Here is a 22874-nt window from a genome sequence, read left to right as displayed (position 1 = left end):
CTAGCATTCGCCGGGTTCATGGTCGTACGCTCGAGCGCAACTGCCCGTCGACTGTTCCTTTCAGCGCTCCTCGCTCCGGGGCTGGGTTGCGACGATTGGCGCGACGGGCTCGACGCGTGGTACGACGGCGAGAACCTGACGTATTACAACAGCCCGTCGCTGGTGGCGTGCGGCGGTACGCGCGCTCACGTCGATGGTTTCGTGCCGTTCGTCACCGGCGAGCTCGGCCTCTCGCCGCCGGCCGGCATCGCCTACGTCTGGCTGGACACCGACGACTTCGCCGACTCCACCTGCGACCCGGAGATCGCCAGCGGTTGCGCGCACGGGCGCCGCGCGCAGAGCACCAGTCCAACGCACCTCCACGAGCTCGTCCACGCCGTGACGTGGGCGCACGGGATGAATCGCCTGCCGTTCTTGACCGAGGGGATCGCCGTCGCCTATGAAGGGCCGCTCGGTTGGCCCCCGGTCGGCGAGGAGCTCTCGGACCCGCGTCCGGTCATGACCGTCCCAGGCTCCGAGGTGCCGTACGGCACCGCTGGCGCATTCGTGCAATTCCTGCTGTGGCGCCACGGTCCGGCGCCGCTGGTCGACTGGGCCCAGCAAACCGCGGCAGGCGACGACCTGGCCCGGATCGCCGCCCTGTTCGCCGACGCCTACGGGCTCGATCTCGACGACGAGGTCGAGGCCTTCCGGAGCACGTGGTCGTGCGGCGACGACCCCCTGCCCGTGCGTCCGTACGCCTGCGCGGCGCCGACGATCCCGTGGACGACCCCGGAGACGTGGACGCACACGCAATCGATGGACTGCAGCCGCGACGACGTCGTCGGCGGCTTCAGCCCGTTGTACGCTTGGCCTAGCGCGAGCGCGGTGACCCTGGACGTCGACCACCCCGGGCCGTACACGCTGGTGGTCGAGAGCGACGGCGACTTCACGGTCCGGCTCGCCCCGTGCTTCGGATGCCCGTGGGACGGGCAACAAGTCGTGCTGCGAGAGCGCGGCGCCGAGAGCCTGGAGCTCGCGCCGGGGCGGTACTACCTGCAGATCCAGGCCAACTCCGACGAGGCCCCCGAGGTCACGGTCTCGCTGCAGTGACGCCGGGCGCCCGCGATCACCGCCTACTTGTGAGTCACCGCCGCCTCATGGCCGGCCTGACATCGAGCGGGCCCTTCCCTGAAGGAATTGGTGTGCACATTCGGCCCCGTATTCCTGCTGCGCAAGATTCGGCGCAGCATGACCGCCGGTGTGCAACATCACGGAAGCTGCAAATTGCTCGGGGCGGGTCGCGTGGTACTTTTCGCGCGAGCGTGTTGCGATGAATCGCTGTTCACGAGAGGACACGACATTCGCCGGGGCTCGCCGGTCGCTCGTTGTCGCGCTCGGTCTGCTGGCCGGCTGCGGCGATTGGCGCGACGGCCTGTCGCACTGGGACGGCGAGTACGTCGATTACTACGCCAGCAGCGCGATCGAGGTGTGCGGCGGCACGCCCGCGCACGTCGACGGCTTCGCCCCGTTCGTCGCCGCCGAGCTCGGATTGCCCGCGCCCGAGCTCCTTGCGTACTCATGGCTGCGCGACGGGGGCCTCGACGAGGGCGACTTCGTCGGCGCGCACTGCGGCGAGGGCGAGATCGGCTGTCAGGAGGGCCGGCGAGCGATGGGCAACAGTCCGCTGCAGCTGTCGCAGATCGTGCACGCGATCGCGGAGCTGCACGGCGTCGACGCCCAGCCGTTCCTGTCGATCGGCCTGACCCGCGCATACGACTGGTTCGGCGGCACGGTCGTCCCTAGCCGGTGGGTGTACCGCCTGGGCGAGATCGTGGGATCCGACGAACTCCGCGATCCGCTGGAAGAGCTCACGCGGACGGAAGACGCACTCCACTTCCCGACCGCCGGGAGCTTCGTCATGTTCTTGTTGTCGCGCCACGGGCCTGCGCCATTCCTCGAATGGTCGCGCGGCGTCGGCAGCTCCCGCGACCTGGAGCGGCTGCGCGACGGCTTCCGCGCGGCTTATGGCGTCGAGCTCGACGCCGAGGCCAAAGCCTATCAGGCGGGGCCAGTATGCCAGGCGGACGCCTTCCCCATCCGTGCCTATGATTGCGTCATGCCCGAGATCCCGTGGGCCAGCGGCGACCGGTGGTCACACACGCAGAGCCTGGACTGCGCGAGCGCCGAGGTGATCGGTGGCTTCGATCCGGAGGTTGCCTGGCCGAGCCTCCGCTCCGTCACGATCGAGATCCCCGAGTCACGAACCTACACGATGACTGTCACTGGCGAAGGCACGGTCGCGGCCCAGCTCGGCGCATGCTTCGGGTGTCCGTGGGATGGGCGCGAGCTCACCATCGAGGAGAACGGCTCGCATACCGTCGAGCTGGCGGCAGGCACCTATTACCTGCGCATGAAAGGCATCGCCGAGACGCCGACGACGCTCACCGTCACGCTCGAGTGACGTCGTCGAGCGCGGCCAGCGGCGCCTCGTCGGCGATCACCCTCGCCAAGGCCGCCAGCAGCTCCGGCTGCGGGTGCCCGTCGCGTCGCGCCCGCGTGACGGGGCACAGCTCGGGCGCATGGGCGAACGCGTAGAAGTACAGCTCGCAGCGCTGCGCCGTCCCCTCGGACGCCTCCAGCGCTCGTCCTCGGCTCCGATGGTTGGATGTCCCTTGGGACAGATTACCAGTGCATGGTCGACGGCCAGGGCTGGCCGCCGACCAGACGCTTTCTCGCGTCATTACGGCACCTCCGCGGCGGGCGAGATCCGGTGCACTTGTGGACATGAACTTCAAGACATGCCTTTTGAGGCATACCCGGACCGTCCACGGAATCGCGCTGGCGCGCGGGGGTCCTCCAAGCGCGACCGCCAGGACCGGTCGCCCGCCATCACCGCCTACTTGTGATTCACGGGCGGACGGCGCCCACGCCATCACGCGCCCGGCCGCACCCACGCCACGAACGCGTCGAGCGCCGCCAGCGGAGCCTCGTCCGCGATCACGCGGGCCAGCGTCGCCAGCAGCTCCGGCTCCGCGTGGCCGTCCTGGCGGGCCCGGGCCACGTTCGCGGCCAGCTCCCAGCCGGGGGAGCGCACCCCGCTGGTCAGCATCTCTCGCAGCTGCGCCAGCGCGTCGGAAACGACCTCGGGCGCGTGCGCGAGGGCGTAGAAGCACAGCTCGCAGCGCAGCGGCGACCCGGCCTCCGACAATGCCAGCGCTCGCGCCAGCAGCTCGCGCCCCTCCGCGCCGCGTCCGTCTGCGAACAGCAACCTGGCGAAGTTGCCGAGCAGGTTGGCGTCCTCCGGATCGGCCGCGAGCGCGCGGCGGTACAGCGCCTCGGCGCCGGCGACATCGGCGAACGCCGCCACGCGGAAGTTGGCGTAGTTGCCGAGGTGGTGCGCGTCGTCCGGCGCGGCCGCGATCGTCGCCTGGTAGCACGCGTCGGCCCGCGCCCGATCGCCGCGCACCAGCGCCAGGAAGTTGGCGAAGTTGCCGCGGTGATCGGCGTCGTCCGGCGCGGCCGCCAGCGCCTGCTCGTAGTACGTCTCGGCGAGGTCGTGCTCGCCGCACACGTCGCTCAGGAACGCCGCGAAGTTGCCGAGCATGTCCGCGTGGTCCGGCGCGTCGGCCAGGAACTTCTCATAAAAACCGCGCGCCAGCGGATTGCCGGCCGAATGCAGCGCCGTGGCGAAGCTCGCCAGCCGCGGCGAGTCGACCGGCAGCGCCTCGGCGAGCAGCGCGAACAACGGGTCGCTCGCGGCGGCCGGCGCCGTGTGTTCGCGCAACCGCGGGAACAACGACCCCAGCGACGCCCCCGTCGGCTCGACCACGATCGCCACCCGCAGCAGCGCCAGCGCGCGGGCCCACGCCTGCGCCTCGATCGCCGCCTCGACGCCGCGGAGGATCGCCCGCGCCTCGAACCCCGCGTCGACCAAAAGCTCGCGCGCCAGCGCCACGTGGGCCGCGTGCACCGGCCCGCGCTCGCTCGCCTGTTCGTGCAACGCCAGCCGCGGGTGCTGCGGGATCGGCCCCGACAGCGCGATCGCCTCGTCCGCGAACGCCTCGCGCGCCGCCTCCTCGCGCGCCGCCGTCAGCTCGTCCTCGCCGAGCGGCAGCGGACCGTACACCACGCGCGCCGGCAGCTCCGCGGCGCGACAGCGGCGCAGCAGCTCGGCCGTGCCCGCGACCTGCTGCTGATTGAGCGCCGTCAACACCACCACGCGATCGGCGAGCGCCCGCACCACCCGCTCCGCCGCCCGCGACAGGCCCGCCGGGCCGTCGACCAGCACCACGTCGGCGATCTCGGCGGCCTCGATCCGGCGCCGGAGCTCGTGCAGCGCCGCCGCGCGCTCGCCCTGCGGCCACGCGTCCAGACGATCCCAGTACGCGGCGTCGAGCCGGCCCGCCCGCAACACCCGCAGCGTCCCCGCGATCGTCGCGCAACATCCTGCCACCGCCGCGGCTTCCGGCACCCCCGCCGCCATCCACTCCACCAGCCCGTCGCCGTCGCCGCCGGCCAGCCGCGACAACCCCGGCGCCTCGAGATCGGCGTCGACGAGCAGCACCCGCAGCCCACGCGCCGCGAGCACGCGCCCGACGCCCAGCACCGCCAGCGTCCTGCCCACACCGCCATGGGCCGACCAGAACGTGATGAACGGCGCCACCTGCATGCCTGCGACCCCTTCTACCCGCGTGCGCCCGGCGCCGCACGCCGCCCGGGCGCCCGCGCGGCGTGCGGTTTCACCCGTCGCGCCCCGCCGGCCCGCCCGGCCCCGACGAGCCCGACCGCGTCTTTACGGACATGTCCTTTTCGCCATGAGCGCACCCATGTCGGCTATGGTTCAAAGGACATGTCCTTTTCGCCATGACTGAAATCACATGTCCACCGAAGCATGTCTCATCGCCACGCCCAGGATCGCCCTCTTCGGCGCAGCCGGCCAGCGCTGCGAAGACCTGTCCGTGACGCCCTGTCCTGCGAATCACCCGCCGGCGCGCTCCCGCCGATCCTCGCGCGCCCACCTCGCCAGCGCCGCCAGCAGCCCCAGCGCCGCCAGCGGCCACAAGGGCGCCAGCGGATCGCGACGCGTGCGCCGTTCGGCCCACGTCGCCGCCCGCTCCGGCGCCCAGACGAAGCGCAGCGATCCGGGCGGCGCGGGCGGCAGCCCGTGGCGCGCGCGCACCTCGGGGGCCAGCTGGGCGAACGGCTCCTCCGCGCAGTTCACCTGGGCCAGCACCCGCGTCTCGACGTGCGCCGCGAAGTGCTCCCGGCGATCGCTGCCGGGCGGAGCCAGCGGCGCGCGCAGCCCCTCGAGCCGCGCCTCGCGGGCCGGCTCGCCCGCGTGCTCGAGCGCCCAGCGGCGGCACAGGTAGCGCACGTGCCACAGCGACATGCGCTCGCGCTGCCCGAGCAGGCCGTCGCCGATCTTGCGCCAGCGATCGTGCCACGGATGCGGCAGCGGCAGATCGTCCGCGCGCTGCGGCCCCTCGGCGAAGCGGTGGCGGACCCCGGCCGCGTCGACCACCGTCGTCCGCACCAGCATCTGATCGCGCGGAGGATTGGGCGCGAACATCGACCACCTCTGGCTGGTGTAGCTGAGCTCGATCCACGGCCCGACCAGCGCCCGCGCCGGCCCGCGCCACGGCAGGCTCGACCACGCCGGCAGCTGCCACACCAGCAGCGCGACCACGTGGTACGCCACGAGCCCCCCGGCCGCGAGGCGACCCGCCGGACCGTGCGCCCACGGCTCGACCAGCGCCGTCGTCTCGCTGCGACGGCGCCGCGCGGCCCTCCAGCCGACGATCGTCAGACCTGTCCCTGCGGCCAGCCAGGCCGCGTGCCACGCCCGCGGTCCGGCGCCCGCGGCCAGCCCCACCAGTCCGCCCGCCAGCACCAACCCGCCCGCGGCCGCGATCGCCCACCCCGGCAGCGCTGCCGCGTCGCGGTGCAGGTGCGGCAGCGACGGATCCTCCGCCGCGACGGCTGTCTCTCGGCGCAGGTGCTCAGGGACAGGTACGCCCAGGCGCGCCAGCCCGCGCAGCGCTCGCTGCGACATCGCCACCGCCCACGGGCCCGCCCCGCACACCAGGTAGGCCGCCAGCGTCGCCGGCGCGAACGCCCCCACGGCCAGCAGCGCGTGGTTGGCCAGGTGGAACAGCGCCCCGAACCCCAGCCACCAGCGCGGCGCCAGCGGTCCTGCGGCCAGCCGCCGACCCACCGCCGCCGCCCGCGGCCCCGCGATCGCCACCGCCGCGGCGATCGCCGCCACCACAGCCAGCGTCGCCGCCCGCTCCGACCCCCCGAGATCACCTGACTTTTCCACCAGGTCCTGGGGGACAGACGCGGCCAGCCCCGCCGCCACCGCGATCCCGGCCCAACACAGCCGCGCCCCCGCGCTCGCGGCCCCCTGCAGCCCCGGCGCCCCGCTGCGCGCCACGGCCCGCAGCGCCAGCCCGACCAGCACCAGCGGGAACAGCCGCTCCCACCACGCCACGCCCCAGCTGGCCAGGCGCAGCGGCCACGGCCCGACCGCGGCGATCGCCGCGGACATGTCCCAACGGACATACGTGTCGCGCGACAGCACCAGCAGCAGCGCGTCGCCCGAGCGCCACGTCGGGCCCGACTTGGCCCAGCCGTTGACCACGTAACACAGCGCCAGCTGGCCGGCGATCAATGCCTGCGGCCACGCCGGGATCCGGCGGTAGATCGCCACCAGCCCCCGCGGCGCCGCCGGCGAAGGAGCCAGGCCCGCTCCCTCGCCTGGTCCCGAGGACATGCTCAAAAAGCCACGTCGTCGCAGGGCCCGGCAGCGCCGCCAGTTGTCGACGCTGAACGCCGCCCCGCAGCGCGACCACATCAGCAGGAACAGGAACGCGCAGAACACCTGCTCGCCGCCCCAGTGGGCGTCCCCGCGGCGCAGCAGCCCGGCGTACAGCAGCCAGCAGAGGATCGTGCTGACGCGGGTGCGCCAGCCCAGGGTCAGCCCGAGCGCCGCCACCACCAGCGCCGCGAAGTGCAGCCGCACCGCCGTCGGGCTGTCCCCGAAGTACAGCGGCGACCAGCGTCCGCTCGTCACGAACTCGAGCAGCGCCGCCAGGTCGCGCGGGCCCGCGGGCTCGCGCACGCCGTCGCCGAAGCCGATCGTCGCCCCGCGCCCCATGAGCTCCGGCACCACGGCGCGTGGCAGCAGGCCCTCGTCGGAGAATAGATAATCGAGCAGCGGCGCGATCTCGACCATTGTCGCCAGCAGACAACAACCGAACGCGATCCGGAACAGCGCCAGCGGTCTCGGGTCGACCGCACGCAGCAGCACCCGCCGCAGCGCCTCACGGTGCAGCGCCATCAGCCCGACAAGGCTCGCCGACAGGAGGACGAGCGCCAGCGCGAGCACGAAAGACACCGCGTGAGTGTATCCCACCCCACCGCGGGTCCGCCCGCGGGCCCGCGGTTTTTCTGGTCACCGGCGGGCCGCCTCTGCTATTGTCCGTCCATGTCTGCTCTTATCGATTGCCCTGAGTGCGCCTGTCTATTCCGAGCCTCCGACGCCAGCTGCCCGTTCTGCGGCCACATCCAGCGTCACACGTTCAGCCCCTCGTGGACGGCAGTCGCCTTGAGCGCGAGCCTCGGTGTGTTGGGCGCCGCCTGCCAGATCGACAAGGACCTCGGCGACACGGCGAGCACCGAGTCGGGCACCGAGTCGGGCACCGACGCGGACAGCGAGACCGCCGGCGACACCTCGACCTCCAACGGTCCCCTCACCACCACCTCGGGCGGGGACAACACCATCGGCGACTCGACCCTCGATCCGCCCAACCCCTCGGGCGACGGTGCCACCTACGCCGGCCCGGACGAGGAGTGGACCACCGAGGATTGGGGCACCTCCACCGAGGGCCCCTCCACCACGACGACCACGACGGACTGGAGCACCACGGACGCCTCGACCTACGCGGGCCCCGACGAGGGCTGGACCACCACCGGCACCGGCGAGCCCGAGAGCACCAGCACCACCGGCACCAGCACCACGGGTGAGACCACCACCACCGGCACGACCGGCGGCTGAGCTCGCGCCCCCGCCCCACCGCGAACGCCCTCGCGGCCCCGCGGGTCTGTCAGGACATGTCCTGACGGTCACGTCACACCATTGTTTATGGTGCCCGTCTCGGCGCCGACGCGCGTCGATGCAGCCCCCGCGCGAGCATCTCCCCGCGCCGGAATGACGCGGCGTATATGACTTGAGAAAGCGCCTGTTCGGCGGCCAGCCCTGGCCGTCGAACAGGCGCTGGCGATCTGCCCCATGGGACATCCCCCATCGAAGCCGACGACGCCGCGTCGGCCCCTCACGGCTGCAGCCGTGCCAGGGGTCCGGGGAAGGGTCGGCCGCGAATACGAGGGCAAGATGACCACGACGAAGTCGGGGTCATCGGCACGCTGAACTCGCGGCCGACCCTTCCCCGGACCCCCGCGAGGCGCAGTCGGCAATTCGCGAAGCGCCATACCGGACCCCCCGCGCTGGCCACTCAGCCCCCGCCGCAAACCAATCACAGCACGAGCGTCCGCCCCGCCCCGAACGGCTCCTCGGCCCGCGACACCCGCGGCTCCTCGACCGCGACCGGCCCATGCAGCTCCCGCAGCGCCGGATCGGCGTGCTCGCGGATCACCCGGAACAGCCCGTTGTCGAACGGCTGCCCGCCCGCCCCGCGGATCTGCTCGATGCGCTCGCGCAGCCCCGCCCGCTCCATCATCAGCGCGCGGTGATGGCAGAACGGATTGTTGCCCGGGCGCCCGAGCAGCGGCTCGGCTGCTGCCGTGCAGCCGGCCATGCACGTCTCGGCGTAGTAGCATTCGCGGCAATAACCCCACAGGTCGTCGACCGTGCGCGCGCGGATGTAGCCGAGCTGATACGACTCTTCCCACACCTTCTTGACCCCGTGCACGCGCCAGTTGCCGCCGATGTTGTTGCCGCCGCCGAGGCTCGGGCAGTTCTTGATCGAGCCGTCGCTCTCGATGCCCATCACCGACACCCCGGCCGTGCAGCCGCGCCAGTGCTTGCGCTGTGAATTCCGCATGCGCCGCTCGAGCGGGCCGAAGTAGCCGAGGTTGTTGCCGGGCCACAGGCGGACCCCGCGGGCCTCGCAGCGGTCGAGCACTTGCTCGAGCGTCTTGAAGATGTCGATGAACATGTGCGGCTGCAGCAGGATCTCCGGGTGGTCGGCCGCGTTGCCGTGCGGCACCGTGATCTGCAGCTGCCACGAATGGATGCCCTCGTCGGCCAGCAGCTCGAACAGCGGCAGCAGCTCGGTGCGGGTCAGCGCGTTGATCTGGGTGTTGCTGGCGATCCGGCCGCCGGCGTCGCGGATCCGCCGCATCGCCGCGAACGCACGCTCCCAGCTCCCAGGCACCCCGCGCAGGCGATCGTGCGTGGCTTGCAGGCCGTCGACCGAGAACGTCACGCTCCCGATCCCCGCCTCGATCATCGCCGCGGCCCGCTCCTCGCTGAGGTTGAGGCCGCCGGTCGTCATCGTGCACGCCATCCCGGCCTCGCGGATGGCCCGGATGATCAGGATGAAGTCGTTGCGCAGATACGCCTCGCCGCCGATCAGCACCACCTCGCCGCAGCCGAGCTCCTTCAGCTCGCGCACCACCTGCAGGCACTCCTCGGTCGTGAGCTCGTTGGGCCGCCGCTGCCCCGCCCGCGGGCCGCAATGGGCGCAGTGCTGGTCACACGCGAGGGTCAGCTCCCACACCGCCCAGCGCGGCCCCTTGGCCTCGCGTCGGGCAGGGTTCGTCATCCACCGGTTGTCGGGTGCGGGCAGCGAAGCCACGACAGGCAGACGACGACGCACATCACTCAAGCTCATGCGCGCAGCCTAACACGCCGATCCGGTCCGCGCCCGCACGCCCACCCCGGGGCGCGCGAACGCGAGGACGAAGCCTCACGACTTCGCTGTCCCGGTCCCGCCATCGGTGGCGGCGAGCCCCCACATCGCCGCCGGGCTCGCACTGTCACGATGGCCGGCGCGCCCGCGCCGACGCGGGCGCGCGCTGCCAGGGCCTCACGACTTCGCTGTCTCGGTCTTCGCCTCGCCGGCCGGCAGCAGGCGCGCCAGCGGAGTGCCGCGGAGCAGGCGGCCGAGCACCTCGGCCACGCTCTCCCCGCCGAGGATCGCCAGCGGCGCCATCGACTCCGCCATCTTCTCGGCCAGGGCCCGATCGCCGAACGCCTGCAGCGCGGCGATGAGGTCGGGCGAGACCGCCCGCGCCTTCTCGACCACCGCCGTGACCTCGGCCTGCAGCTCGCGCAGGCGCTGGTCGAGCTGCTGCTGCTGGATCGTCAGCTCGAGCTGGGCCGTGGCCTGGCGGCGGCCGAGGTCGGCCCCGTGGATCGCCCCCAGGCGCTCCTGCTCGGCCAGCAGCGCCTGCTGCTCGCGCTCGTGCAGGTCGAGCTTGGCCGCCAGCTCGGCCAGCTGATAGCGCTGCTGCTGCTCGCCCTCGCGGGTGCGCAGCGCGATCGCCTGCTGCAGCGTCGCCGACTTGGCCTCGGCGACCTGCTGCGTCACGCCCTCGGTCTGGCGCACCATCTCGAGCCGGCGCTGCTCCGCCGCCAGCGACAGCGTCTGCTGGACCGCGGCGTGCTGCGCCTGGACCAGCAGCTCGGCGATCGCCTCGTCGCCGATCGCGACCTCGAGGACCTCGACGTCGTACACGCGCATCCCGTTCTCCTCGAAGCGACGGCCGGGGCGCTTGCCGTCCTCGCCCGCCGTCCCGAGGATCACGTCGCGGAGGATCGCCACCGAGTCGGCGTAGAACTGCTCGATGCCGTGGCGCTTGACCGCCGCGCGGATCAGCGAGCGCAGGTGGTCGGTCAGGAACTTGACGTAATTCTCGACCTCGAACCACTTGTTCGGGTCGCCCTCGAAGTTGACGCGGTAGCTGAGCTGCAGCTGCACGCGCACGAGGTCGCGGGTCTCGACCTCGACCTGGTCGGACACCTTGTTGTTGAGCACCCGCAGGTACACCGTCTTGTACAGGTTCTGCTCGCTCTTCGGCGTGCCGGTCGACAGCTCGAGCACCTGCAGCGTCTCGTCGTACTCGAGCAGGTGCGTGTGCGGCCCGGCGACGACCTTGCGCTCGCCGGTCTTCGACACCACCAGCACCGCGTAGCCGGTCCACACGTCGATGGCGACCGCGCCGTCGTAGCGAGTGTCGAGCACGATCGTGCGCGGCCCCGTGAACGTCTGGCTGCGCGTGAAGTCGTCGCCGGCGAACTCCGACGACGGCGGCGGAGGCGGCGGCGCGGCCGGGCCGCCCGGGGCCGGCGCGGCCTTCGGCGCCGCCGAGGCCCGCGCCGACTGCACCGGCACCGACGCCACGGCCGCGAACTCGGCCGCGATCTGCGGCGCGTTCTGCTGGGCCAGGCGGCGGTTGTAGTCGTACGCCTCGCGGTTGCCGGGGAACCACAGCGACACGGTCTTCGGATCGAGGACGCGGCGGATGATCAGCTCCGTGCGCGGATCGGGGAGATAGATCGCCGGCCCGCGCTTGAGCGTGATCGTGCCCTTGTTGCGGTCGAGCACGTAGCGCGCCTCGCCGGCCGGGATCGCCACCGCGTAGTGGCGCTCCTGCTCGCCGTACTTGATGATCGCGTGCTCCGGCCGCGGCAGGTAGATCATCGTGTCCTTGCCGGTGATGAACAGCTCGTCGCCGACCTTGTAGCGGGCCCCGTTCTCCTCGTACGGCGCGATGACCTTGATGTAGAGGCCGGTGTTCTCGTTGAGCTCGAGCGCGCGGAACTTGCGGGCGCCGCGGATCGCCACGAAGGTCTCCGTCGGCTGCGGAAACACCACGTCGGGGCCCTGGATGTAGCGCTTGTTGCCGTTCTCGTCGAGCAGGATGCAGTACTCGAGCCGCTCGAGCGTGATCGCCTCGCGCACGTAGTTGCCCTCGACGTCGGGCACGACCTCGACGCCCGTCGGCGGGATGTAGAAAGCGACCTCGGTGCCGCGGATGATCAGCAGCGTGCCCATCGTCAGGTCGGGCGGCCGCTGCACCTTGGCCGCCGCCTCGGCCTCGTCGGGCGCCGCCTCGGGGCGCATGCGCAGGACCGCGTTCTTCCAGTTGGCCTTGGCGCCCTCCTCGTCGTACACGCGGACCAGCAGGTATTGATTGGAGCGCAGGTGGTGGCCCTGGATGACCCGGACCATCTGGCCGGGCCACAGCGCGAACGAGGCCGGCCCGGGGATGTTGACCTTGCGACCGGTGTCGAGCGACGGCAGGTTGTTGAGCGCGCCGGTCCGCGGGTGGCTCTTGTCGGTCGCCGGGTTCTTCAGGACCAGGTACCAGCCCTCGGGCGCGATCGACAGCGCCTGGATCGCGCCGTCGAGCTGGCGCCGCTCGAACCGCTTGCTGCCGGCGTCGAACACCACCGGCGCGTCGGTGTTGGCGAGGCTCGTCTTGTGCGGCCCGACGTAGACGTTGATGTTGCCCTTCGTCTCGTCCAGGATGAAGGCGAACTCGTTCGGTGCGAGGACAAGGTCTCGTTCACGGCCTCGGTCGTTCATGGGGCTCCTGTCGCGACGGCTGACGTCGCGGGCCCCGAGCATACGAGCCGACGCGCCGCGAAGGCAGCCCCGGGGCCGCGCGTCGCGATCGCGCAGGCGCGCTCACGCGCGCGCGACGAGCTCGAAGCCGAGGCGCACGCGCGCGACGTAGTCGTCCCAGAAGCCCCGCTCCTCGCGCGTGCCCGCGTCGGCGCGATCGAAGCGGGCGCGCCACTCGGCCACCCGCGCCGGCACGGGCCGCCACAGCCCGGCCTCGACCAGCTGGATGACGACGCCGAGCGCCGCGAAGTCGCCGGCGGCCTCGTACAGATCGACGTCGTCGGCGCGATCGAGGACCTTCGCCGCCCGCTCGCCGAGCGCGTCGATGCTCGCCTGCCCGCCGGGCAGGCGCACCAGCGCGTCGAACCGCGGGCCGTCGTTGTAGCCGCCGATCGCCGCCGACGCGGCCTCGCTGCGCGAGCGCTGCTGCAGCGCGCCCTCGAGATCGCGCGCCAGCGCCTCCAGCACCTCGCGCGCCGCGACCGGCAGCGCCTCGCCGTGCGCCAGCGCGGCCGCGACGTGGCCCGCCCCGCGCATCTGCAGGACCACCGGCTGCATCCACGCGACCAGGCCGACGCCCACCGCCAGCTCCGCCGGCGACGCATCGAGGGCCGGCAGGGTCACCAGCCCGGCCAGGAGGTCGAGCGCCGCGTCGTTGTCGTAGAGTCCGTGATCCCAGGTGCCCACGCGCGCGACGGTAGGCCGGCGCCCGCGCGCGCGCAAGCCGGGTAAAGTCGCGCCCATGTCCGCGACGATCCCCGAGCTCCTCGACCCCGCGGGCGCCGCCCGCTGCGTGCTGTGGCGCGACCCGCCCTCGGGCCTGAGCGCCGCGCTGGTGATCGATGACCTGTCCCTCGGGCCAGCTGCCGGCGGCGTGCGAACCGGGGCCTACCCCGACGCCGCGGCGATGATCGCCGAGGCCGCCGCGCTGGCGCGGGCGATGACCCGCAAGTGCGCGCTCGCGGGCCTCGACGCCGGCGGGGCCAAGGCCGTCGTCCTCGACCACCCCGGCCTCGACCGCCCGGCCGCGTTCCGCCGACTCGGCCGCTTCGTCGCCGAGCTCGGCGGGATCTTCCGCACCGCCGGCGACCTCGGCACCACCTCGGCCGACCTCGCGGCGATGGCCGAGACCTGTCCTTACGTTCATGCCGACGATCGCGGCCTGGCCGAGGCGGTCGCCCGCGGCATGGTCGCCTGCGTCCGCGCGGTCGCCCGCGCCCGCGGCCGCGGCCTCGGCGGCCTGCGGGTCGCCGTCCAGGGCTGCGGCGCGATCGGCTCGGCGGTCGCCCGCGCGCTCGCGGCCGAGGGCGCCTTCCTCCTGGTCGCCGACGTCGACCCGCGGCGCGCCCACGACCTGGCCGTTGCGACAGGTTCACACGTGCATGACCCCAAAGACATCTTGCTGGCGCCGGTCGACGTGCTGGCGCCGTGCGCCGTCGGCGGGGTGATCACGGCCGAGCTCGCGGCCGCGCTGCCGGCGTGGGCGGTGTGCGGCGCCGCCAACAACCTGCTCGCCGGGCCGGGGGTCGCCGAGGCGCTGCGCGCCCGCGGGATCCTGCACGTGCCGGACGTGGTCGCCTCGGCCGGGGCCGTGATCGAGGGCATCGGCCGCTCGGTCATGGGCCTCGCCGATCGCGGGCCGCTGATCGCCGCGCTCGGGGCCACCGCCGCCGAGCTGCTGGCCGAGAGCGCGGCCACCGGCGCCACCACCGAGGCCCTCGCCGACCGCCGCGCCGCCGCCCGGATCGCCGCGGCGCGGCAGCAGTGACGCTGTCTTCGAGGACATGCTTACTCGAACATGTCTCTCTAGACATGGATCGCCACGCCGGCCGGGTCGGACGTCCCCGCGCATCGGCTCCCGGCCCCGGTCCCTTGCTCGTCTGCTGCTGCCGACGCCGCGCTCCGGCGGCGGGCGCGGATGGACGGCCCCGGCCCGTCAGAAAGGGCCCGTCGCGCCCACGCGGTGTCGCGCCCGCCCCGCCGCGAACGGCGTCCCTCGCGTCGCCAGCCTCGTCACCGGCCGCGAGATGAGAATGCACGCGCGCCGTCCGCTATGCTGACGCGCATATGCCCGAGTCCGAGGGAGAGGCATGCACGGCGCAGGATTTCGCCGCGCTGCTCGACAGCCTGCCAGGCATGGTCTATCGCTGCCGGGCCGACCGCGCCTGGACGCTCGACTACGTCAGCGCCGGCGCGCTCGAGCTCACCGGTTATCGCCCCGATGAATTGCTGGCGAGCGAGCGGCGGGCCTACGCCGAGCTGATCGTGCCGATGGACCGCCGCGCGGTCGAGGCCGCGGTCGAGTCGGCGATCGCCGCCGGCCAGTCGTTCACGCTCGAGTACCGGATCCGCGACCGCGCCGGGCGCACCAAGCAGGTGTGGGAGCGCGGCCGCCTCATCCGCGGCCAAGGCACGAGCGCCGTGCTCGAGGGCTTCATCACCGACATCTCGCCGCTGCGACGCGCCGAGCACGACCTGCACGAGCGGCTCAAGGAGCTCGAGCTGCTCTACGAGGTCTCCTCGATCGCCGGCGACGAGTCCACGCTCGACGAGGCGCTGTGGCAGATCGCCGACCGGATCCCTCGCGGCTACAGCTACCCGCCCGAGGTCGCGGCGCGGATCCAGCTCGGCAACCGCCTCTACACCTCGCCGCGCTTCGCCTCCGACCGGTGCTGTCAGTCGGCCCCGATCAACGTCGAGGGCCGGGTCGCCGGCGTCGTCGAGGTGTGCCGGATCGTCGACAGCGACGTCCCGCGCGAGCGCTACTTCCAGCGCGAGGAGCAGGAGATGCTGCACGTGATCGCCGGCCGGATCGGCGCGCTCGCCGAGCGGGCCCGCATCGCCGACGCGCTGCGGTCCAGCGAGCGCCACGCCCGCGACCTCTACGAGCGCCTGCCGATCGCCACCGTGGTGTGGCAGCAGCGCGGCGACAGCTTCGTGCTCGTCGATCACAACCGCGCCGCCTTCACGCTCAGCGACGGCCGCGTGCCCGCGTGGATCGGTCGCAGCCTCGACCAGCTGCTGCCCGACCGCCCCGACCTCGCCGACGCGCTGCGCACCTGCGCCGGCAGCGAGGCGCCCAGCCGCCGCGAGATCGAGCTCGCCGGCGTCGGCGGTCTGCCCTCGATCTACGTCGTCTCGCTCGGCTTCGTCCCGCCCGACCTCGTGCTCGTCCACGTCCTCGACGTCACCCGCGAGCGGCACCTCGAGCGGCGCTTCCAGGAGGCGCAGAAGATGGAGGTCCTCGGGCGCATGGCCGCCGGCGTGGCCCACGACTTCAACAACCTCCTCACCGTGATCCTCAGTTACACCGGCATGCTCGAGCAGAGCGTCGCGGCCTCTCGGGCGAGCGGCAGCGAGGTCGCCGACCTCGCGGAGATCCGCAATGCCAGCGAGCGGGCCGCCGCGCTCACGCAGCAGCTCCTGAGCTTCGGCCGCCGCGACGTCGTCGCGCCCGAGATCATCGACATCAGCGCCAAGACCCGCGAGCTCCGCGGCATGCTCGTCCGCCTGCTCGGCGAGGATCGGCTGCTGACCTGCTCGCTGGCCGGCGCGCCGTGCCCGGTGCGGATGGGTCCCGGACAGCTCGATCAGGTCCTCGTCAACCTCGTGATCAACGCCCGCGACGCCACCCGCGCCGGCGGTCGCGTCGTGATCACCACCGCCCGGCTCGAGGCCGGCGACGACGACGGCGTGCACATCGACCTGCCGCCCGGTCCGCGCGTCGTGCTCACCGTGCGCGACGACGGCAGCGGCATGGACGAGGTCACGCGGGCCCGGATCTTCGAGCCGTTCTTCACCACCAAGCCGCCCGGGCTCGGCACCGGCATGGGCCTGTCCATCGTCTACGGCATCGTCCGCCAGGCCGGCGGCGCCATCGTCGTCGACAGTCACCTCGGGGGCGGCACCACCTTCCGGATCTACTTCCCGCGCGAGGAGGAGGTCGCCCCGCGGCGGCCCTCGGCCGCGCCCGCGCCGCAGCTGCGGCCGCCCGGCGGCGAGACCGTCCTGCTGGTCGAGGACAGCGAGCAGGTGCGGCGACTCGTGCTGCGCGTGCTCGCGGCGGCCGGCTATCACGTGCTGGCGGCCGCCGACGCGGCCGAGGCGCTGCTGCTGTGCGAGCGCAACGGCGGCGCCATCGATCTGCTCGTCACCGACCTCGTGATGCCGTGGACCACCGGCGCCAGCCTGGCGCACCGCATGTCCACGCGCTGCCCCGGCCTGCGCGTGCTGTTCATGAGCGGCTCGCCCGAGCGCGCCATGCAGGCCGCCGCCGAGCTCGACGCGACCGCCAGCTTCATCGCCAAGCCGTTCACCGGCGAGGCGCTCGTCGGCCTGGTCCGCCGGCTCCTCGACGGCGAGCCGGCGGCCTCGTGAGCGCGGCCCGGGTCACACGGGTGCGCAGCGGGCTCGAGCGCGAGACACAAGTCTTTTGAGACATGTCCTTCGGGCCATTGAGCCGGGGCGCCGGGGGCGGACCGGGGCAGGCCGCCGTCGCCTCGCCGTCGCCGGCGCACCGCGATCGCGGCGCGTCCGGCGGCGCCGCGCACGGCGGCGGGGCGTGGTTGTCGCGTCGCGCGACCTGATTACTCTTCTGCCCGACTCGAAAGGAACCATCATGACGTTCTCACTGACAGACACAGTTCGCGACGCGCTGACCTCCGGCGGCATCGTCAACGGCGCCGCGTCCGCCCTCGGGATCTCGAGCGGGTCGGCGTCGAAGGGTCTGGCGGCCGCGGGTTCGGCCTTGCTCGCCGGTCTGGCGAACAAGGCCAGGGATCCGCTGGCGCTCGGCGAGTTCTTCAACATGGTCCAGGACCCCGCGCTGAGCAGCTCGACCCTCGACGACCCCGCCCGGCTGCTCAGCGGCGCGGCCGAGGCGACCCGGGCGCGCGACCTCGGCAGTCGCGTGATGTCGAGCCTGTTCGGCGGCCGGACCGACGACGTCGTCGGCGGCCTCGCGCGTCACGCCGGCGTCGGCAACACCACCGCGGCGTCGCTGATGGGGCTGGCCGCGCCGCTGATGCTGCGAGCGATCGGCGGCCTCGTGCGCGGCGGCGGGTTGACGGTCGGCTCGCTCGGCCAGGCGCTGCTCGGCAACCAGAGCGAGATCATGAACGCCGTGCCGGCGACGATGGCCAACCTCATCGGTCGGGCCCAGATCTACGACGTCGCCCGCGAGGCGACCCCCTCGCTGCCGCACCTCTCGCACCCCGCCGTCGTCGAGCCCAAGCGGCCCGCCTGGTGGGCCATCCCCCTCGCCCTGCTGCCGCTGGCGCTGCTCGCCTGGTGGTTCATCGACAGCCGCCGCGTCGAGAAGCCCGTCGACACCGCGGTGACGCGCTACGAGACGCCCGCCAGCACCCGCACGCCGCCGGCCACCCCGCCGCCGGCCACCAAGCCCGCCCCGGCCACCACGCCCACGACCCCCGCGCCTGCGCCCGTGAGCAAGCCGATGCCCAAGGCCGAGCAGGAGGTCAAGGCGGTCCACGTCGCCGAGGTCAACCGCGAGCTGCGCTTCCGCGAGAACGGCGTCGAGGCCAAGCTGCTGGGGTTCTTGCGCAACAAGAGCGCCAGGTACGACGACAAGGAGTGGTTCGAGTTCGACCGCCTGGTGTTCGACACCAACGCGCAGACGCTGGCCTCCGGCTCGCACGAGCAGCTCGAGAACCTGGCCGAGATCCTCAAGGCCTACCCGAACGTGCACATCAAGATCGGCGGCTACACCGACAACACCGGCGACCCCGACGCCAACCTCAAGCTGTCGCAGGAGCGCGCCGACAACGTGAAGAAGGAGCTGGTGTCGCGCGGGATCGCCGGCGATCGCATCGAGACCGAGGGCTACGGCGAACAGCACCCGGTCGCCCCCAACACCACCGAGGAGGGTCGCGCGCAGAACCGCCGGATCGCCCTGCGCGTGCTCCCGCCGAAGTCGTGAGCGGCCGTCCACGGATCCTTCACAAACCCGCCCGGGCGCCGCGAGGTCGCGGCGCCCGACGCTTTGGGTCGTGAGCGCCCGCGTCACGCGGCGTGAACACGAACGGACACGTCACCGCCGGCGAGCCTGTCGGGCTCTCCTCGGGCCGCCTGTTCCCGCCCGGCCGCGTTCTCACATGTCCCTCCGGACATGTCCTTCAGGGCCCGTCATCCACGATCTTCAGCGGACCGAGGCCGAGCGGCTCGACCTGGGCGCGGATCGTCGCCGGATCGCCGACCAGCACGATCTGCAGCGCGGCGGGCTCGAACCACCTCGCCAGCGCGCGCTCGATGTCGTCGTCGCGCACCGCCCCGAGCCGGCGCAGCTCGGCCGCCAGGGCGTCGTCGGGCCGTCCCGACACGTGGAGCTGCGCCACCGCGGCGGCGACGTCGACCACGCGCTGGTGAGCCAGCATGCGCTCGACCTGGAACGCGCGGCCGAGCAGCCGCAGCACCTCGCCGGTCAGGAAGCGGCCCTGCACCGCCTTCAGCTGCGAGATCATCGCCCGCAGCGACGCGCCGGTGGCCGCCGCGTCGACCTGGGTCTCGATCGCCAGCAGGCCGCCGCCTCGCGCCGGCGTGTGCGTCACCGACACTCCGTACGTGGCGCCGCGCTCGCGCCGCAGCACCTCGCGCAGCGCCGAGCCGACCACCGCCGCGGCCAGCTCGAGCGCGAGGTCGTCGGCGCCGTCGACCGCGCGGCCGACGGCGATGGCCGTCTGCGCCAGCCCGGGCCGCGGCACCACCAGCACCTCGCCCCGGGCCTGCGCCGGCGCGGCCGGAGCCATCGATTGCGCCGCCGCGACGCCCCACCCGCCGAGGCCGGCGACGGCCCGCTCGAGCTCGGCCCGGGGCGGATCGCCGACGATCACCAGCGTAGGTTCCCCCTCGCGCAACAATTGGGCATGCAACCTTCGGACATGTTCGATCGACCAGCGCGACGTCGGGCGCGCCTCGCCGAGCGCGTCGAGCCCCGGCGCGACGCGGCGCACCAGCGCGTGCAGGCCCCGACGGGCCGGATCGCCGTCGCGGCGCTGGATCGCCGCCAGTCGCTCGTCCCGCAGCACCTCGACGTCGGCCGGCGTGAATTCCGGCCGGCGCACCGCCGCCGCGATCGTCGCCAGCGCGGGCGCCCACGCGGCCGCGTCGACCTCGGCCAACAGCAGCGCCCCGTCGCCGAGCCACGTCGCCGTGAGCGCTCCGCCGTACTCGCCGAGCGCGTCCTCGATCGCGCGATCGGGTCCGCGGGCCACCAGCTCGAGGGTGAAGCTCGCCAGCGACGGATCCATCGCACGAGGTGTCCGCAAAGCCAGCCCGATCGCCACCGTCGGGCCCGCGCGGCGCACCTGCAGCAGCCCCGCCCCGATCCGCTCGACCCGCGGCGCGACCACCGGCGGCGCCTCCGTGGGCAGCTCCGGCGGCGTGTACCGCCACGACTGATTGCTCGCGCACGCGACGACGAAGACCATCGCAATGACCCCCCCGAGGACGCCCGCGATCTTGGCCCTCCACGCGACCGCCCGGACGGACGCGGGGCTTGCCGGCTGACGTTCAGCCCCGGCTGTCCCGAAGGACATATTAAAATCGACGGGCGGCGCCTCGTCGATCCATGTCGACCGCGCCCCGCTCATCGCTCGCCCTCCGCCAGCACGGTCACGCGCGCTTCGGGTCGCAGCACCTCGCGCACGAGGCGGGCGACCGCCTCTTGCGTCACTGCCGACCATTCATCGCGATCGGTCGACCCCCCGAGCGGCTTGCCGGCCGCCGCCTCGCTCGCCAGCAGTTCGGCGCGGTCCTGCAGGTCCTGGCTCGCGCTGCGGTGCGCTCGCGCGAGCCGCAGGCGAGCGCGTCGCAGGGCAGGCTCGTCGAGCGCCCCCGCGGCCACGCCGGCCAGCACGCGATCGACCTCCGCGACGAGGCCCTCCGGCGTCGCGCCCACGCGGCCGATCACCCGCACGAAGAAGATCGACTGGTTCGGCAGGCTGCGCTGCGTCGCCGAGAATTCGGCCACCTGCGCCGGCGCCTCGGCGCGGGCCAGGCGGACGAAGCCGCCGCGCTCGAGCGCCTCGGCGAGCACGTCGGCGGCCGCGTCGCCGTCGCCGTCGAGCGCGGGCGACGGCCAGGCCATGAGCACCGCCGGGGCCGCGCCGATCGGCTGCTCGGCGGCCAGGCGTCGCTCCTGCGTCGGACTCACGCTCGGCACCGTGCGTGCGGCCGGCCGCGGCGTGCCCGGCAATCCGCCGAATTGGCGCTCGATCCACGTCGTCGTCTCGGCCGGCAGGTCGCCCACCAGCACCAGCGTCGCGTTGCCCGGCTGCACCCAGCGGCCGAGGAACGCGTCGACGTCGGCGATCGTCGCCGCCGCCAGATCGGCGGCGCTGCCGATCACCGCCCCGTGATACGGATGGCCCGCCGGGAACAGCGCCGACAACGCCTGGATCTCGAGCCGCGCGAACGGATCCTGCTCGGCCCGTTCGCGCCGCTCGTTGATCACGATCCGGCGCACCGCGTCGAGCGTGGCCGCGCCGTGCTGGCCGCGCACGAAGCCGAGGCGATCGGCCTCGATCCACAGCATCTGCTCGGTCGCCTGCGCCGGCGCCGTGTAGTAATACTCGGTCGCATAGAACCGGGTCTCCGCGTTGTTCGCGTGGGCCGAGAGCAGGTATTCGAGCGTCTCGCGCCGCTCGCGGGGCGCGTGCGTCGACCCTTCGTGGGCCATGTGTTCGACCATGTGGGCCAGCCCGCTACGCCCGCGCGGATCGTCGACGCTGCCGGCGTGGATCCGCAGGCGCACCGCGACCAGCGGGGCCCGGCGATCGTGGCGGAGGATCACCTCGATCCCGTTGTCGAGGTGGTAGTGCGCGTCCTCGCCCGGCGTCACGGCCGGCGCGGCGAGCAGCGCGAGCAAGGCGGCGATCATCGCCTACAACTTATCGGAGGCGGCCCTCGCGGGCTGCGGCCCGCGATCGGAACTCCCTGCCGTCCTTGCCCTCTCACATCGGCCGCGGGCGACAGACCAGCAGCGTGTGGCTGACCCCGAGGTCGTCGTACTCGCGCTCGACCTCGAGGCCGGCCGCGTGCAGGCACGCGAGGAACGTCGTCGAGCGGTACATCTGGCTGGTGCCGTTGGCGACCGCCGTGAAGTAGAGCGACGTCATCTGCAGGCAGAAGCTCGCGGCCGCGAAGCGCTGGCGGTCCCAGAACGCCTCGAGGATGTAGATCCTGCAATTGGGCCCGGTGGCCGCGACGCAGCGGCGCAGGATCGACACGATCTCGGCCTCGGAGAAGCAGTCGAGGAACTGGCTCATCCAGATCGCGTCGAATTCGGCCGGGATGAGCGTGCGCTCGTCGAGCAGGTCGGCCTCGAGGAAGCGGGCCCGCGCCAGCAGCCCCGCCTCGCGCAGGTTCTGCTCGGCGTTGCGCAGCTGGCCCGGCAGGTCCATCAGCGTCACCTCGACGTCCGGGTCGTGCTTCATGCAGGCGATCGCCCACTTGCCTGTGTTGCCGCCGATGTCGAGCAGGCGCCGCGGCTTGCCGGCGAACACCAGCGGCAGCGCGGCCCCGAATGCGCCGTCCGAATAATAGTGGTCGAAGCCGAACCACGACTTTCGCACCGACTCCGGCAATTGCGCGAGCCCCTCGTACACCGTGGACCACTCGCCGAACACCTTGAGCCCCTCGGGCTTGCCCGAGGCCACCGCCGCGTCGAGGGCCGCGATCCCGTGGTAGTTCACGTCGCGCGTGAAGTCGAAGTTGGCGCGGGTCATCGCGTCGTGTTGCACGTACACGCCGGTCTTGGTGATGCGATAGCGGCCCTCGACCTCGGCGACCAGCCCGATCCCGAGCCCCGCCTCGAGCACCACCCGCGTGCCGTAGATCGGCAGCCCGGCCGCGGCCGCCACCTCCTCGAGCGTCAGGCCGTCCTTGCTCTGCTCGATGGCGAGGAGGATCCCGCGGTCGCGCAGCACGCGGGCCGCCTGGAACACGAACGGAGCGAACGCGATCCACTGCGCGCGCTCCAGCGCTTCGAGCGCGCTGATGGGCTTGGGGGCTTGAGCGGTCATGCCGGAGGCCCGACTTTCGCTCACCGTGGCCCCGCCGACGAGTGGCAGAGCCCCTGGTCGGCAGAGAGCGTTTTCGCGCATCCTGGGGAGCCACAACCGCGGCTGCGGCCCCCCAGGACGCGCCTGCGCGCCCGTCCCCGTGGCCCGCAGGCGGGCCGGCCGCCCCGCCTTGCCTTGTGCGAGGCGGGCGATCTCCCTCGTGGCGATCACGGTCGCGAAGTTCCTGTGTCCGTGGGCCCCGGGGCGCACGAACTTGATC

The 22874-nt window shown here is 73.0% G+C and carries 15 protein-coding genes; 6 read left to right on the top strand and 9 right to left on the bottom strand.

Going from position 1 to position 22874, the window contains the following annotated elements; genetic code table 11:
- The first annotated feature begins 18 nt into the window (after nt 1-18).
- Both K7C98_RS06530 and K7C98_RS06525 read left to right on the top strand, forming a co-directional pair.
- Entirely contained in the window at nt 19-1092 is a 1074-nt protein-coding gene (locus K7C98_RS06530) for a hypothetical protein (protein ID WP_224190688.1), read from the top strand.
- A 148-nt stretch (nt 1093-1240) separates the two neighbouring features.
- Nucleotides 1241-2443 (top strand): hypothetical protein, encoded by a 1203-nt coding sequence (locus K7C98_RS06525; protein ID WP_224190687.1) that lies wholly within the window; start codon nt 1241-1243, stop codon nt 2441-2443.
- On the opposite strand, the gene K7C98_RS06520 is transcribed toward K7C98_RS06525, so the two are convergent.
- The 3 genes from K7C98_RS06520 to K7C98_RS06510 form a co-directional block, all read right to left on the bottom strand.
- Complete coding sequence (locus tag K7C98_RS06520) at nt 2430-2723, bottom strand: hypothetical protein (RefSeq protein ID WP_224190686.1); 294 nt, start codon at nt 2721-2723, stop codon at nt 2430-2432. The two genes, K7C98_RS06525 and K7C98_RS06520, sit on opposite strands and share 14 nt — an antisense overlap.
- Before the next feature lie 191 nt (nt 2724-2914).
- On the bottom strand, nt 2915-4651 hold the full coding sequence (locus K7C98_RS06515) for a KGGVGR-motif variant AAA ATPase (RefSeq protein ID WP_224190685.1): 1737 nt from the start codon (nt 4649-4651) through the stop codon (nt 2915-2917).
- Between the two features lie 309 nt (nt 4652-4960).
- The gene (locus tag K7C98_RS06510) at nt 4961-7378 is read right to left on the bottom strand and encodes an HTTM domain-containing protein (protein WP_224190684.1); all 2418 of its coding nucleotides are present in this window, start codon (nt 7376-7378) and stop codon (nt 4961-4963) included.
- Nucleotides 7379-7588: 210 nt separating this feature from the next.
- Here K7C98_RS06510 and K7C98_RS06505 point away from each other — a divergent pair, with 210 nt between their 5' ends.
- Nucleotides 7589-8038: a hypothetical protein gene (locus K7C98_RS06505; protein WP_224190683.1), complete on the top strand. Its 450-nt coding sequence runs from the start codon at nt 7589-7591 to the stop codon at nt 8036-8038.
- Between the two features lie 478 nt (nt 8039-8516).
- Here the strand turns inward: K7C98_RS06505 and K7C98_RS06500 are convergent, their stop codons facing one another.
- The 3 genes from K7C98_RS06500 to K7C98_RS06490 all read right to left on the bottom strand — a co-directional run bounded on the left by K7C98_RS06500 (nt 8517) and on the right by K7C98_RS06490 (nt 13262).
- Entirely contained in the window at nt 8517-9767 is a 1251-nt protein-coding gene (locus tag K7C98_RS06500; RefSeq protein WP_224190682.1) for a radical SAM/SPASM domain-containing protein, read from the bottom strand.
- A 264-nt stretch (nt 9768-10031) separates the two neighbouring features.
- Entirely contained in the window at nt 10032-12536 is a 2505-nt protein-coding gene (locus K7C98_RS06495; RefSeq protein WP_224190681.1) for an SPFH domain-containing protein, read from the bottom strand.
- A 102-nt stretch (nt 12537-12638) separates the two neighbouring features.
- Nucleotides 12639-13262, bottom strand: a complete 624-nt coding sequence (locus K7C98_RS06490; protein ID WP_224190680.1) for a hypothetical protein — start codon at nt 13260-13262, stop codon at nt 12639-12641.
- A gap of 55 nt (nt 13263-13317) precedes the next feature.
- Here K7C98_RS06490 and K7C98_RS06485 point away from each other — a divergent pair, with 55 nt between their 5' ends.
- The 3 genes from K7C98_RS06485 to K7C98_RS06475 all read left to right on the top strand — a co-directional run bounded on the left by K7C98_RS06485 (nt 13318) and on the right by K7C98_RS06475 (nt 18513).
- Nucleotides 13318-14343 carry a Glu/Leu/Phe/Val dehydrogenase dimerization domain-containing protein gene (locus K7C98_RS06485; protein WP_224190679.1) on the top strand — a complete coding sequence of 342 codons (1026 nt, stop codon included), beginning with the start codon at nt 13318-13320 and terminating at the stop codon, nt 14341-14343.
- 299 nt (nt 14344-14642) lie between these two features.
- Complete coding sequence (locus K7C98_RS06480) at nt 14643-16952, top strand: hybrid sensor histidine kinase/response regulator (RefSeq protein ID WP_224190678.1); 2310 nt, start codon at nt 14643-14645, stop codon at nt 16950-16952.
- Between the two features lie 241 nt (nt 16953-17193).
- A complete protein-coding gene (locus K7C98_RS06475; protein WP_224190677.1) occupies nt 17194-18513 on the top strand; it encodes an OmpA family protein in 1320 nt (439 codons plus the stop codon).
- Between the two features lie 196 nt (nt 18514-18709).
- On the opposite strand, the gene K7C98_RS06470 is transcribed toward K7C98_RS06475, so the two are convergent.
- The 3 genes from K7C98_RS06470 to K7C98_RS06460 form a co-directional block, all read right to left on the bottom strand.
- Nucleotides 18710-20020: a M16 family metallopeptidase gene (locus tag K7C98_RS06470; RefSeq protein ID WP_224190676.1), complete on the bottom strand. Its 1311-nt coding sequence runs from the start codon at nt 20018-20020 to the stop codon at nt 18710-18712.
- 158 nt (nt 20021-20178) lie between these two features.
- Nucleotides 20179-21471 carry a M16 family metallopeptidase gene (locus tag K7C98_RS06465; protein ID WP_224190675.1) on the bottom strand — a complete coding sequence of 431 codons (1293 nt, stop codon included), beginning with the start codon at nt 21469-21471 and terminating at the stop codon, nt 20179-20181.
- Between the two features lie 73 nt (nt 21472-21544).
- Entirely contained in the window at nt 21545-22615 is a 1071-nt protein-coding gene (locus tag K7C98_RS06460; protein WP_224190674.1) for a methyltransferase, read from the bottom strand.
- Nucleotides 22616-22874 lie beyond the last annotated feature (259 nt).

Source organism: Nannocystis pusilla, assembly GCF_020073745.1.
Classification (GTDB): Bacteria; Myxococcota_A; Polyangia; order Nannocystales; family Nannocystaceae; genus Nannocystis; species Nannocystis radixulma.
The sequence above is the reverse complement of the archived record's forward strand: the minus strand, read 5'-3'. Positions and strand labels throughout refer to the sequence as shown.

Coding starts and splice junctions, on each gene's coding strand:
- K7C98_RS06500 (WP_224190682.1), bottom strand. CDS start 9,767: ATGACGAACCCTGCCCGACGCGAGGCCAAGGGGCCGCGCTGGGCGGTG.
- K7C98_RS06495 (WP_224190681.1), bottom strand. CDS start 12,536: ATGAACGACCGAGGCCGTGAACGAGACCTTGTCCTCGCACCGAACGAG.
- K7C98_RS06470 (WP_224190676.1), bottom strand. CDS start 20,020: ATGGTCTTCGTCGTCGCGTGCGCGAGCAATCAGTCGTGGCGGTACACG.
- K7C98_RS06520 (WP_224190686.1), bottom strand. CDS start 2,723: ATGACGCGAGAAAGCGTCTGGTCGGCGGCCAGCCCTGGCCGTCGACCA.
- K7C98_RS06480 (WP_224190678.1), top strand. CDS start 14,643: ATGCCCGAGTCCGAGGGAGAGGCATGCACGGCGCAGGATTTCGCCGCG.
- K7C98_RS06460 (WP_224190674.1), bottom strand. CDS start 22,615: ATGACCGCTCAAGCCCCCAAGCCCATCAGCGCGCTCGAAGCGCTGGAG.
- K7C98_RS06475 (WP_224190677.1), top strand. CDS start 17,194: ATGACGTTCTCACTGACAGACACAGTTCGCGACGCGCTGACCTCCGGC.
- K7C98_RS06485 (WP_224190679.1), top strand. CDS start 13,318: ATGTCCGCGACGATCCCCGAGCTCCTCGACCCCGCGGGCGCCGCCCGC.
- K7C98_RS06515 (WP_224190685.1), bottom strand. CDS start 4,651: ATGCAGGTGGCGCCGTTCATCACGTTCTGGTCGGCCCATGGCGGTGTG.
- K7C98_RS06465 (WP_224190675.1), bottom strand. CDS start 21,471: ATGATCGCCGCCTTGCTCGCGCTGCTCGCCGCGCCGGCCGTGACGCCG.
- K7C98_RS06530 (WP_224190688.1), top strand. CDS start 19: ATGGTCGTACGCTCGAGCGCAACTGCCCGTCGACTGTTCCTTTCAGCG.